The organism is Novosphingobium profundi (assembly GCF_020524485.1).
Lineage (GTDB): Bacteria > Pseudomonadota > Alphaproteobacteria > Sphingomonadales > Sphingomonadaceae > Novosphingobium > Novosphingobium profundi_A.
In genome coordinates this window covers 549,534-562,030 of sequence record NZ_JAIVLF010000005.1, presented here as the reverse complement: position 1 = coordinate 562,030, position 12,497 = coordinate 549,534, and the positions used below count along the sequence as shown (strand labels likewise).

Sequence of the window (12,497 nt, the reverse complement as noted above, 5' to 3'; positions counted from 1 at the left end):
TTTTTGCGTCTCTACAAGACGCTCAACATCGGTGACGCGGGGTGGAGCAGCCCGGTAGCTCGTCAGGCTCATAACCTGAAGGTCGTAGGTTCAAATCCTACCCCCGCAACCAACACCAAACCAACACTCTCCAAAGCCCGCCAGCACGGCGGGCTTTTGGCGTTCAAGGCCCTGGCAAATCACAACCAGCAGGCGCCAAACACGCTCAACCTCGACAGTTCGGGGAGCCCGAGCGCAATAGCCCTCGGATAAATCCTCTTCCTTCCCAGCCCCGTCAGAACTCGTGCTGGTACGACACCCCGATACGCTGCTTCTGACCGAACGTGTTGTCGATATGGCTGGCGCGGATTGCGACGGTGTCGTTGGGACCGAGGTGATAGGAGAGGCCTCCGGCCACGGCGTATCCCGAGAAACCCCGGGTGCCCTTCGTGAAGTTGCCTCCGGCCATCAGCGTCATGCGCTGGGTGAGAGGGCGGATGGTGAAGAGGCCGACGTAACCACTGTTGCTGCTGATCTGCATGGGAATGCCATCCTGCACATCGAGGTCGGTCACGGGTTGGCGGCTGTTGGTGTAGGAATAGCCAAAGGGGACGAAGACCTGCCACTTGCCGGTCTTGAGGCCCAGCGAACTGAGCGGGACGAAGCCACCGAGTGAATAGCGGGTCTGCTTGACGCCGGTGTCGAGCTCGCTGCGGCCTGCCGCGAAAGTCAGGATCGCGACCGGCAGCAGATAGGAGGCACCCAGCGACCACTGCCCGGACTTGGCGACACGCCCGTTGATCTTGAACTTCGGGCCGATGGCAAGGGAACCCGATGCGGAGAGTTCGCCCGCATAGGCGGCGCCCACGCGGGTGGAGATCTTGGTGGGGTCTTCGGCCGCTTTCTCCTCTTCGCTGGACGCGGCTGTCTGCTCCTGGGCGTGCGCGGGAGGCGATTGCGTGCTGGAGGCCAGGGCGAGTGCGCCGAAAACCTGCCTTAGAGTGGAGCGCCGGGTCTTCCCGAAGATCGTGCGCATATGGAAAACCCCTGTCCCTGCCTTGGCCCGCCGTGCACGGTCCTGCGTCACTATAGGCGTGCGCGTTTGCCGCGCAGGCGGGGAAGACCCCATGATATCAGAGGGTAACTACTGAGAGCGGAGCGCCGGAGGCCTTGCGGGAACGTGCCGATAGTGCGGGCGCGCTCTGACTCAGGCGCGCTCTGCCTGCGGGGGGGGCCTGAGCAATGCTCCAAATCTTAAGAACAACGTGTGCCGGGTTAACTCTAGACGGAGGCAATCCGGTAGCTCCTTGGGCCCTAGACAGGCACTGTCATCTCCTGGGAGTTAAGCACAGTGGCGACCGCGTTTTCCGATATCGAGATCTCTACACCGACCATGGATGCGCAGGCCTTTACGCCTGATGCACGCCCGCGCATGCGGGGCATCTTCGCGGGCCTCCTCGTCGCTGCGCCGATTTCGCTGGTGATGTGGGCGGGTATCTTCGCGCTCGTCTTCTGACGGCTCGCCTTCCGCTCCGTCAGGACGTGAGCGGGGGAGCCCCCAACCACAGCCAGATCGCAAAGCCGATGGCGATGCCTGCGCAGATGAGCGCGCGCCATGCGGGAACAGGGGCCATGCCCGTCGTACCTGCAGGGGCTTGGCGGCTTCCGGTGACCATCGGGGCGACGAGATTGTCGCGCTTGACGGCGCGGTAGAAGACGATCGCGGCCAGGTGCAGGCCGATCACCGCGAGAATGAGATTGAAGCCGACTTCGGTGTGCCAGTCGGTGGCTTCGTAGGCGAGCTCGAAACCGGCCAGGTCGTATAAGGGACCTGCGGCGCCGTAATCGGGATCGCCGCTGATGAGACCAAGCGCCACCTGCAGCGTCATCGCGCCCAGCAGCGCCAGAACGCTCCATCCACCGGCCGCGTTGTGGCCGACGGTGACATCATGGCCCGGCTTGCCGAGCGAGGCCAGGTAGCGCACCACGGCGAGAGGTCCGCGCACGAAGTTCGTGAAGCGCGCCGTCGAACTGCCCACGAAACCCCACAGCACGCGGAAGGTGAGGAGCGCGGCCAGCGCAAGACCCAGGCGCATGTGCCAGGTCATCTCGTCGTTTTCCGCTGTCCACCAGAGCGCGGGGATCAGCCCCACGAAGCTCCAGTGGCACAGGCGGACCGGAAGGTCCCAGAGCCGGATACGGGTCTGTGCGGGACCTTCCGTCATCACGTCAGCCTTCCTTCTTTTCCTTGCGGAAGTCATCGTGGCAGCCCTTGCAGGCCATGCCGACGTTGCCGAAGGCTTCCTTGGTGGCGGCCGCGTCTTCGCTCTGGGCGGCGGTGCGCAGCGCCATGGTGGCGTCGATCAGCTTGGTAGCGGCGGCCTCGAAGTCCTCGGGACGTTCCCAAATGGTGGGAAGCGCATCGGTTTCCTCACCCGAATCCGGGCCGGTGCCCGCGGGGAAGAGGGCGGGGATCTTCTGCGCGGCGGTGACCATCGCGGTCGCGTTTTCGCCGATGTCCTCGAAATCGGGGCTGCTCTCGTCGAGTTCGGCCTTGTTGGCCTTCATCGCCTTGGCGAGCGACTTGAAGTTGTCCTCGCGCGCCTCGATCGTGGCTTCGGCGTCAACCGCACCGATCGAGGGATCGACGCTCGCCGCCTCGGTCGGATCGCCGGCGGGCTCCGAGCCGCTGCAGGCCGAGAGCGAAAGGGCAAGGGCGAGGGCGGGCGCGGCAAGCCCGGTTACAGACTTCAAGGCCATGTGCGGTTCTCCTGTTGCGTATTTTGACAGCGTTATACCGAAAGCCACGAACGAATGAAGTGACAGAATGTTGCAGCTGCGAAGCAAAAGGCTTTGGCCTTCGTGTCTTGCAGCACCATGACAGCCTGTCAGCTGCTGGATGCGGCGAACGGGACAGCCTCTTCCGGCCAGTCGGCAAAGGGCTGGCGCAGCGCATCCCAATCGTTGGGAAAGCGAAGGTTGAGCGCGGTAAGGGGCGCGCCTTCGAGCCGGGACGCCTCGTGGCCCTGACCCTGTGTGTCGACGAAGACGAAGGCATCGCCGGGCCGGGCAATCGCCTCGCGCAAGGGCCCGCCAGTCACGCGGATGCGCAGGGCGCCTTCGAGGACAAGCTGGAAGCTGCCGCAGCCCTTGGAGGTATGGAAGGGATCGATGAGAGGTCCGCTGTCCCAGACCAGCGTGCGCCAGCCGGGGGTGGAGAACGGGGGATCGCCATAGGCCGGGGCCGTTCGTAGCGAGACGGGCGCCAGGCAGGAGTGCCCGTCCGCCCGGGCGTAGACCACATGAACTGCCATTCGTGCTCCCTCCTGCCGTGAAGGAGAGGCTAGGCGGTGTGCGGGCGCGGCGCGAGTGGCGATTGCGGCCCTGTTCAGCGAACGGATATGCAAAGAGGGAGGGGCCACCTGGGCGCCCTCCCTCCAGCAGGAACTGTGCGTCCCGAAGGACGGCGGTGTTGGCCTGGCGCCTTAGAGCGCGATCACGCCGCCATCGTCCTTGGTGATCGCGACCACCGCCGAGCGGGGGCGCGAGGTGGCCGAGGCGTTGGTCTGGCTTTCGGGCCAGTGGCTGGTCACGTTCCCGGCATCGCCGCGTTCGCCCGGGTGCTGGATGCCCACGAAAAGCGTGCGGCCATCGGGCGTCATGTCGATGCCGGTGATCTCGCACTCGACCGGGCCGACGAGGAAGCGGCGCAGCGTGGCGGGGGTGGCCAGAGCGCCCACGTGCGTGCCCTGGGTGGTGGTGAGCGAGCCATCGGTGTTGGTGACGGTGAAGGCGTTGCCATCGCCCACGGTGCCCGGCATCGCGGCGAGCATCATGCAGTTGGTGACGTCGGTCATCGCGCCATCGTCGGTCTGGATCCAGAACACCGGGTTGAACTGACCCGAGACCGCGCTCTCGCGCGAGAAGTAGGCGCCGTCCGGGCTCGAGAAGTCGTTGCTGGTGTCGAGGTCCGAGATGTTGATGTTGGTCTGCTCGAAGGCGGTGTCGCAGTCGAGCGTGTCCGCACCGAACATGTAGATGTCCCAGGCGAAAGTGCGCGCCGCCGTGGTGTCACCGTCCTCGCGCAGGCGCACGATGTGGCCATTGGGGTTGCCCGAATTCCAGTACGAGCGGGGGTTGGCGGCGTTGGTGCCGTCGACCGGGCGGTTGGAATTGTTCGAGTTGGTGAGGGTCAGGTAGATCTCACCCGTGACAGGGTTGCCCGCGGTCCATTCCGGACGGTCCATCGGGGTGGCGCCCAGCGCGTCGGCGGCAAGACGCGGGTTGATCAGGATGTCGGCCTGGTCGGCGAAAGTGTACTCGGGATAGCTGCCCGAGGCCGGGCGCGGCGGGACCTGGCCAAAGACGAGGGGGAGCCACTCGCCGGTGCCGTCCGCGTTGAAGCGCGCGACGTAGAGCGTGCCGTGGTCGAGGTACTTGTCGCCAACTGCAAGGCGGTCGGCGTTGTCGGCATCGCCTGCGTTCCAGTTCGCGTTCGAGACGTATTTGTAGAGGTATTCGCCGCGCGAATCGTCGCCCATGTAGGCGCCGACCGGCTGTCCGGCGACCGCGCGCACGAAGGCGCCTTCATGGCCGAAGCGGCCAAGCGCCGTGCGCTTGCGCGGGGTCGAGGTGGGATCGTAGGGATCGATCTCGACGACCCAGCCGAACTGGAAGGGTTCGTTGCGGAAGTCCTCGGTGGCATCCGCGCCCATGATCGTCGCGTTCCAGCGGGTGATCGTGGTGTCGGTGGTGGATGCGCTCGACCAGCCGTAGTTACCGCTCGTGCTGCGCACGCCGTAGCGCTGGAGCGAAGTCAGCTGCGCCGGGGTGCGGTTGGCATCATCGCCGCTGTCACGGCGGAAATAGCCGGCCCAGTTTTCCTCGCAGGTGAGGTTGGTGTGCCAGGCCGAGATGCCGTTGGCGCAGTTGTTGATGGTGCCGCGTCCGCTCGTACCATCGGCCGAATAGGCGGTGGTCATCCAGGCCGAGCCTGCCGCCGGGCCCGAAAGCGTCATCGGCGTGTTGGGGGTGATGCGGCGGTTGAAGCTGCTGTCCTGCACGTAGGACCAGGTGCGGTTGCCGCTGTCGACATATTCGGCGACCGAGACGCCGTGGCACTCGATCTCCTTGCGCACTTCATCGAGCGGACGCGCGCCGCCGATGGTCGTGGGGCCTGCGGGGTGGAGGTAGTCCTCGGTAATGTTCTCGTGGTTCTGGACCATGAGGCCGCGGGTGTTGGCCATGTCGTCGGGCGCGCCGGCGGCGGAGAGGCCGAAATAGTGCAGCGCGTCGGCGTGGTCACCGATGCGGTTGGCAAAGTCGGTGTCGGTGCCGTCGTTGGCATAGGCCGAAGTCGCGGCGGTGAGCGGATCGCCCAGGCGCGTCATGACGGTGACCGAGTAGCCGGTGGGGACGACGACCGTGTCGGCGAGGCTGTGCTCGACCGCGGTGAAGCCCAGGACCGCGGGCGAGACACGCACGTAGGTCACGGCCTTGCGCTCGGTGCCCTCGCTGGTGGTGGCGATGAAGGTGAAGGCGAGGTCGATGGCCTCCTCGACGGCGGGCGCAAGGAAGGTCGCGGTGGTGCCGTCAAGCGTCAGCTCGACATCCGGGCCGTCGGTCTGGACCCAGGTGGTGGAGCTTGCCGATCCGGCGACCACGGTGCCGGTCAGCGTGACGACGCGGCCCGCGCTGGTGGCGGCATTGGTGCCGGCATTGACGATGATGCCCGCATCCGAGCCGGTGTCGTCATCGTCGCAGGCGGCGAGCATCGCGGTGCCCATCAGCGCCATGCCGGTGGCCTTGGCCCCGCCCATGATCGTCTGGCGGCGCGAGAACCGATTGTCCGCGAGCGTTTCGAGCGAAGGCGTGGTGGTATCGTTGGTGTCGACGTCGCCGTCGCTGTAACCGCAGGCAGGATCAAGAGGTGTCATGCTAGAAGAGCCCCATCCGTTTGAAGATGGCGCTCCAGTTAAGCGGGGATTGTGTCAGTCGAACGCAAGTTTGATGGCGAATGCGTGACTGTTCTTTTGCTGTGCTTCCCTTTTTGTGTGACAGGCGTCTACTTGAGGGCTTCGTAGGGAAGGGGACGGGCTCACCGGGACCGGATCGGTTTCCACTTCGGGCGAGGAGTGCGGGATCTACCTTTGCGGCCTCTGCGAGACGTGTGTGAAAGGTGCGGAAAAGCGGCGTTTTTCGGGATTTTCTTGACTTCTTCGGCCGCCTTCACTAAGCAGCGTCCTTTCAGGAAAACCAGTTTCTTACGGAGTGCCCATGGCGCGCGTTACCGTCGAAGATTGCGTCGACAAGATCCCCAACCGTTTCGATCTCGTTCTGCTTGCCGCACAGCGTGCGCGCGAGATCTCGGGTGGCGCCGAGCTCACCGTCGACCGCGACCGTGACAAGAACCCCGTCGTTGCCCTGCGCGAGATCGCCGAGCAGACCGTGGTCCCCACCACCCTCAAGGAATCGCTCGTCACCTCGATGCAGCGCGTGCTGCCCGACGACGACGACGAGATGGACGAGATCGGCTCGCTCAGCCAGTCGGCCGAGGCCCTGCGCATCACGGCGTCCGCGCCCACGCGCAACACCTCGATCGGTGGCGATTACGACGGTTGATCCTCACCGCTTGACCTCCCCGGCCTGACGCGCAAGACATTGCGATGTGGCCGGGAAGAAAAGAACTTTGCCCCGCATTGCGGGCTTGACCGGGGGATCGCCTGAGACAAAGGGCGATCCCTCTGGCGCATCGGGCGCCACCATCGCGATCTACAGCGTCAAGGGCGGCGTGGGTAAAACCACCTTCGCCAGCAATCTGGCTTGGTGCTCGGCGCAGATCTCCGGGCACAGGACATTGCTGTGGGACCTTGATGCCGCAGGCGGTTCGGGGTTTCTCTATGGGCTGGAGCCCAAGGGGACGAAGCCCGCGCACGATGTCTTTGCCAAGGAGCGCGCCCCCGAAAAGCTGATCCAGAAGACCGGCTATTCGCGCATTCACCTGCTTCCCGCCGACGAATCCATCCGGGCTATCGACGCCCGGCTGACCGAGATCGGCAAGCGGCGGCGTCTGGCGAAACTGACCCGGGCGCTGGGGGCGGACTACGCCCGCGTCATTCTCGACTGCCCGCCGGTCATCAACGAGCTTTCCGCCCAGATCGTGCGCGCGGCCGATCTTGTCATCGTGCCGCTGCCGCCATCGCCGCTCTCCACACGCGCCTTCGATCTTGTCGTGCGCGAGATTGCCGGGAATACCCGGCGCCATCCCCCGATCCTCCCTGTGCTCTCGATGCTCGACATGCGCCGAACGCTGCACCGCGAGGTGCGCGACCAGCATCCGGGCTGGCCCGCCGTCCCCTATGCGAGCGCGCTGGAGCAATGTGCGGTGCAGCATCGCCCGGTCGGCGAGATCGCGCCGGGCAGTCCGGCCGCGCGTGCCTTTGCAAACCTGTGGGGCGCCATCGAGCGCAAGCTGGCCGAACGGCGCGCCTGATCTGACCGTGCATCCGAATGGCGGGCAGGGCGTTCGCCGTCTTTTCGCAGCTGCACACCTGCGCTAGCGTCCCTGTTGCACAGCAAGGGGCACGAAATGAGCACGAATGTCGAAGGCCACCGGGCCGAGGCGGACGGACACACGCATGAGACCAACTGTCTGAATTGCGGGACGGCGCTGAGCGGTCCGTACTGCGTGCAGTGCGGCCAGCACGCGCACCTGCACCGCACGGTGGGCGCGCTGTTCCACGATATCCTGCACGGGGTCCTCCACTTCGAGGGCCGGACCTGGGCGACACTGCCCAGGCTCGCCTGGAAGCCGGGCGAGCTGACCCGCGCCTACATCGAAGGCGCGCGGGTGCGTTTCGTCTCGCCCATGGCGATGTTCCTGTTCTCGGTATTCGTGATGTTCGCGGTGTTCCAGGTCATGGGGATCGCCCCGCCCGTGGATACCGGCGGGGCCATGGAAGCGCATGTCCACAAGCTTGAGGACGAGCTGAAGGACCAGCGCAGGAACCTGGAGCAGGCCCGTGCCTTCACCGAGCCGGAAACCCACGAGCGGGCGATGATCGACAAGGAACTGGCGGCCAATGCCTCCGAGCTGGAAAAGCTGCGCTCGTTTCCCAGCTACATCCGCGAGGAAGAGAACGAGGAGCGCTTCAACTCGCTCCATTCGGGCTGGAAGCGGCTCGACAAGGGCATCGACAAGTGGCGCAAGAACCCGGGCCTCATGCTCTACAAGCTCCAGACGAGCGCCTACAAGTTCTCCTGGCTGCTGATCCCGCTCTCGGTCCCCTTCGTGGCGCTCCTGTTCCTCTGGCGCCGCCGCTTCGGGCTCTACGATCACGCGGTCTTCGTGACCTATTCGCTTGCCTTCATGTCGTTCATGGGCATCGTGCTGACCATCGCGAGCGGGCTGGGCGCGCCTTCCAACTGGTTGATGAGCATCTTCACGTTTGCGGCCATGGTCCACATCTACCGGCACCTGAAGGGCACCTACGAGCTTTCGCACCGCTCCACGGTGTGGCGCTGGTTCGTGCTCGTGTTCTTCATCGGCGTGATTGCCCTGCTGTTCACGATGATCCTGCTCTTCCTCGGCCTGGTGGGCTGAGGAGGGCGCACATACTGCAGGCAGCAAAAAGGGGCGTCAGGGTAAACCCGGCGCCCCTCCTGCATTCCCCTCTCGGGAACCTTTGGCGGGATCAGAAAGCCTTGACGGCTATCAGGCCCCTTGCGGCTGTGTGCCGCCGGAAAAGCGCTTGCCCGACTTGGGGATCGAGGAGCCGGTGACCGGGCGGACCGAGGAGGGACCGCGCGGGTCGCTCGGACGGTCGATGGTGCCCTTGTCCATCAGTTCCTTGATCTCGTCGCCCGACAGCGTCTCGTATTCGAGCATGGCCTGCGCCAGCGCTTCGAGCTGGTCGCCCTTCTCGGTGAGGATCTGGTTGGCGCGGGCGTGCGCGTTGTCGATCAGCGCGCGGATCTCGCTGTCGATGAGCTTGTTGGTCTCATCCGAGGCCATCGTGCGGTTCGAGCCGCCCATGCCGAGGTAGCCTTCCTGGCTTTCCTCGTACTGGAGCGGGCCCAGCTTGTCCGACATGCCCCACTTGGTCACCATCGAGCGCGCGAGGCTGGTCGCGTACTGGATGTCGCCCGAAGCGCCCGAGGAGACCTTGTCGTGGCCGAAGATCAGCTCTTCCGCCACGCGGCCGCCCATCGCGACCGAGAGGTTCGCGAGCATCTTGTCGCGGTGGTAGGAATAGCTGTCGCGCTCGGGCAGGCGCATGACCATGCCCAGCGCACGGCCGCGCGGGATGATCGTCGCCTTGTGGATCGGGTCCGAGGCAGGCTCGTTCAGCGAGACGATGGCGTGACCGGCCTCGTGGTAGGCGGTCATCTTCTTCTCGTCCTCGGTCATGACCATCGAGCGGCGTTCCGCGCCCATCATGACCTTGTCCTTGGCGTCCTCGAATTCCTGCATGGCCACCAGACGCTTGTTGCGGCGCGCGGCAAGGAGAGCCGCCTCGTTGACGAGGTTGGCAAGGTCCGCACCCGAGAAACCGGGGGTACCGCGGGCAATGACGCGCGCGTTGACGTCGGGTGCCAGCGGCACCTTCTTCATGTGGACAGCCAGGATCTGCTCACGCCCCTCGATGTCGGGCACGGGCACCACGACCTGGCGGTCGAAGCGGCCCGGCCGCAGCAGCGCGGGGTCGAGCACGTCGGGGCGGTTGGTCGCCGCGATGATGATGATGCCCTCGTTGGCCTCGAAGCCGTCCATCTCGACCAGCAGCTGGTTGAGGGTCTGTTCACGCTCGTCGTTCGAATTGCCCAGACCATGGCCGCGATGACGGCCGACCGCGTCGATCTCGTCGATGAAGACGATGCACGGCGCGTTCTTCTTGGCCTGCTCGAACATGTCGCGCACGCGGCTTGCGCCCACGCCCACGAACATCTCGACGAAGTCCGAACCCGAGATGGTGAAGAAAGGCACGCCCGCCTCACCCGCGATGGCGCGGGCGAGCAGGGTCTTGCCGGTGCCGGGCGAGCCGACGAGGAGGGCACCCTTGGGGATCTGGCCACCGAGCTTGGAGAAACGGGTCGGGTCCTTCAGGAACTCGACGATTTCCTCCAGTTCCTCGCGCGCTTCATCGATCCCTGCGACATTTTCAAACGTCACACGGCCCGAGCGTTCGGTCAGCATCTTGGCCTTGGACTTGCCAAAGCCCATCGCGCCCGAGCCGCCGCCCTTCTGGACCTGGCGCAGCGCGAAGAAGGCGATGCCGATCAGGAGCAGGAAGGGCAGGGTGTTGGCGAGGATGTAGACAAGCATGCTGCCCTGTTCGGGCGCCTTGCCCGAAACCTGCACGCCCTGTTCCTCCAGAAGCGGGAGAAGTGTGGTGTCGGTGCCGACGGGAACGGTCGAGAAGGTGTCGCCGTTGCGCATCTTGCCGTCGATCCGGTCCTGCCCGATCTCGACCTGCGAAATGCTGCCTTCGGCCACCTTGTCGCGGAAGTCGGAGTAGGGAATCGTCGTCCCGGTCGTCTCCCGGGCGCTGAACATGGATACCACCATGAGCAGGGCCAGAAAGATGCCACCCCAGACGAGGAGGCTCTTGACCCATGGATTGCCGTTGGGCTGGTCGTCGTTCATTAGTGCAGTACCTGTCCTTTCGCTCCCCCAATGTAGGTGAGCGGGGCTGAATCGCAAGTTAGCGCGCCTATAGTTGGCGAACCTTTCGCCCGCCACCTGTGGGTGTGAACAAGTGTGGCCCGCGAGACGGAGGTGAGCGGTCGCGCAAATGCCCGGGCTTATCCGTCAGATGAACAGCGAATTGCGGTTTCACTTGCCAATCTTGTGCGATGCAGCATCCTCCTTCGCTTCGAAGGTTTCGTAAGGGGCCGGGCAAGATGAGGGGGATGACGTGAGCGAGGGACGCGATTCGCTGTGGAACGAGGATCTGGCCCCCAGCGGGCCGGAGCAGCGCACCTGGCGCTGGTACCATTTCGCCGCGCTGTGGGTGGGCATGATCGTCGCCGTGCCGACCTGGATGCTGGCGGCAGGGCTGATCGAACAGGGCATGTCCGCGCTCCAGGCGACCAGCGTGGTCATCCTCGGCAACATCATCATCCTCATTCCCATGCTGCTGATCGGGCACCCCGGTGCGCGTTATGGCGTGCCGTTCGCGGTGCTGGTGCGCTCCTCCTTCGGGACGGTGGGCGGACGGCTTCCGGCCGCGGCCCGCGCGCTCGTCGCTTGCGGGTGGTACGGCATCCAGACCTGGATCGGGGGCGAGGCGCTCCTCACGCTGCTCGGCATCTTCCTCGGCGCGGACATGCGCGGAAGCCCACTGCCCTTCTTCGGCATCGGTATCGGCGAACTGCTTGCGTTCCTCACCTTCTGGACGATCCAGCTGGCCTTCGTGCGCAAGGGCATCCTCACCATCCGGCGTCTGGAGACCTGGACGGCGCCCTTGAAGATGGTGGCCTGCTTTGGCCTCCTGTGGTGGGCGCTGGATGCTGCGGGCGGTGTCGGGCCGATCTTCTCCAGCCCTTCGGCTTTCGTTCCGGGCGGTGCGCGCGAGGGCGAGTTCTGGCTGGTCTTCCTGCCCTCGCTCACCGCCATGGTCGGCTTCTGGGGCACGCTGGCGCTCAACATCCCGGACTTTACCCGTTTCGCCAAGAGCCAGAAGGACCAGATGATCGGCCAGACGCTGGGCCTGCCGCCGACGATGGGCCTTGTCGCGCTGATCAGCGTGATGACGACTTCGGCTACCGTTGTGATCTACGGCGAGGCGATCTGGGACCCGGTGCAACTGGCGGGCACGCTCTCGGGACCGTTCGTGCTGCTCGGCCTCATCGTCATCGCGGTCGACACCGTCTCGTGCAACATCGCGGCGAACCTGGTGTGCTCGGCCTATGACTTTGCCGCGCTCTACCCCTCGCGCATTTCCTACCGCACCGGGGCACTGTTCACCGCCTTCATCGGCCTGTTCATGATGCCCTGGAAGCTCCTGGAGAGCACCAACGGCTACATCTACACCTGGCTTACCGGCTACGGCGCGCTGCTCGGTCCCATCGCGGGCATCCTCATCGCGGACTACTGGCTGGTGCGCGCAACGCGGCTCGACGTCGAGGGGCTCTACCAGGAGCATGGGCCCTACCGCTATGGCAATGGCTGGAACCCCAAGGCCCTGATCGCGCTGGCCGCGGGCATCGCGCCCAACGTGCCGGGCTTCCTTGCCGTCTCGTTCCCGGCAAGCTTTGGCTCCGTGGGCTGGTTCTGGGGGCAGGTCTACACCTACGCCTGGTTCGTGGGCGTGCTGGTGGCGCTGGGCGTCTATGCCGGGCTCATGCGGATGGGCGCTGAGGAGGTGCCTTCGGGGGAAGTCCAGGCAGCAGAATAAAGAGATTCCGAGGGCCATCGCCCTCGGGCTCCCCATACTGTCGACCTCACCGTTCTCAGCCACCGTGGCGCGAGAGAGGTGAGGTCGCTGATTCTGGGGTCAAGGGGCGATGGCCCCTTG

11 protein-coding genes and 1 tRNA gene are annotated in these 12,497 nt (G+C 65.3%); 6 read left to right on the top strand and 6 right to left on the bottom strand.

The features are described from left to right. Positions 1-35: 35 nt before the first annotated feature. Positions 36-112 (top strand) — tRNA-Met (locus tag LC060_RS16415). Between the two features lie 162 nt (positions 113-274). Here LC060_RS16415 and LC060_RS16410 read toward each other — a convergent pair. Beyond that, positions 275-1,015: a hypothetical protein gene (locus LC060_RS16410; protein WP_226637435.1), complete on the bottom strand. Its 741-nt coding sequence runs from the start codon at positions 1,013-1,015 to the stop codon at positions 275-277. A gap of 315 nt (positions 1,016-1,330) precedes the next feature. On the opposite strand from LC060_RS16410, the gene LC060_RS16405 reads away from it, so the two are divergent. Continuing rightward, positions 1,331-1,495 carry a hypothetical protein gene (locus tag LC060_RS16405; protein ID WP_226637433.1) on the top strand — a complete coding sequence of 55 codons (165 nt, stop codon included), beginning with the start codon at positions 1,331-1,333 and terminating at the stop codon, positions 1,493-1,495. A gap of 19 nt (positions 1,496-1,514) precedes the next feature. On the opposite strand, the gene LC060_RS16400 is transcribed toward LC060_RS16405, so the two are convergent. From LC060_RS16400 to LC060_RS16385, 4 genes are all read right to left on the bottom strand, one after another. Beyond that, a complete protein-coding gene (locus LC060_RS16400; protein WP_226637430.1) occupies positions 1,515-2,204 on the bottom strand; it encodes a cytochrome b/b6 domain-containing protein in 690 nt (229 codons plus the stop codon). A gap of 4 nt (positions 2,205-2,208) precedes the next feature. Continuing rightward, positions 2,209-2,739, bottom strand: coding sequence for a c-type cytochrome (locus LC060_RS16395; RefSeq protein ID WP_226637421.1), 531 nt, complete (start codon positions 2,737-2,739; stop codon positions 2,209-2,211). Positions 2,740-2,867: 128 nt separating this feature from the next. After that, on the bottom strand, positions 2,868-3,293 hold the full coding sequence (locus LC060_RS16390; RefSeq protein ID WP_226637418.1) for a hypothetical protein: 426 nt from the start codon (positions 3,291-3,293) through the stop codon (positions 2,868-2,870). Between the two features lie 171 nt (positions 3,294-3,464). Further along, positions 3,465-5,915: a PhoX family protein gene (locus tag LC060_RS16385; protein ID WP_226637416.1), complete on the bottom strand. Its 2,451-nt coding sequence runs from the start codon at positions 5,913-5,915 to the stop codon at positions 3,465-3,467. 340 nt (positions 5,916-6,255) lie between these two features. On the opposite strand from LC060_RS16385, the gene rpoZ reads away from it, so the two are divergent. The 3 genes from rpoZ to LC060_RS16370 all read left to right on the top strand — a co-directional run bounded on the left by rpoZ (position 6,256) and on the right by LC060_RS16370 (position 8,581). Further along, on the top strand, positions 6,256-6,600 hold the full coding sequence (gene rpoZ / locus LC060_RS16380; RefSeq protein ID WP_226637414.1) for a DNA-directed RNA polymerase subunit omega: 345 nt from the start codon (positions 6,256-6,258) through the stop codon (positions 6,598-6,600). A 76-nt stretch (positions 6,601-6,676) separates the two neighbouring features. Beyond that, positions 6,677-7,471, top strand: a complete 795-nt coding sequence (locus LC060_RS16375; RefSeq protein WP_226637505.1) for a ParA family protein — start codon at positions 6,677-6,679, stop codon at positions 7,469-7,471. A gap of 96 nt (positions 7,472-7,567) precedes the next feature. Beyond that, positions 7,568-8,581 carry a DUF3667 domain-containing protein gene (locus LC060_RS16370; RefSeq protein WP_226637413.1) on the top strand — a complete coding sequence of 338 codons (1,014 nt, stop codon included), beginning with the start codon at positions 7,568-7,570 and terminating at the stop codon, positions 8,579-8,581. A 111-nt stretch (positions 8,582-8,692) separates the two neighbouring features. Here the strand turns inward: LC060_RS16370 and ftsH are convergent, their stop codons facing one another. After that, complete coding sequence (ftsH, locus tag LC060_RS16365) at positions 8,693-10,624, bottom strand: ATP-dependent zinc metalloprotease FtsH (protein ID WP_226637411.1); 1,932 nt, start codon at positions 10,622-10,624, stop codon at positions 8,693-8,695. A 271-nt stretch (positions 10,625-10,895) separates the two neighbouring features. On the opposite strand from ftsH, the gene LC060_RS16360 reads away from it, so the two are divergent. Then, complete coding sequence (locus LC060_RS16360) at positions 10,896-12,377, top strand: NCS1 family nucleobase:cation symporter-1 (protein WP_226637401.1); 1,482 nt, start codon at positions 10,896-10,898, stop codon at positions 12,375-12,377. Positions 12,378-12,497: the final 120 nt, after the last annotated feature.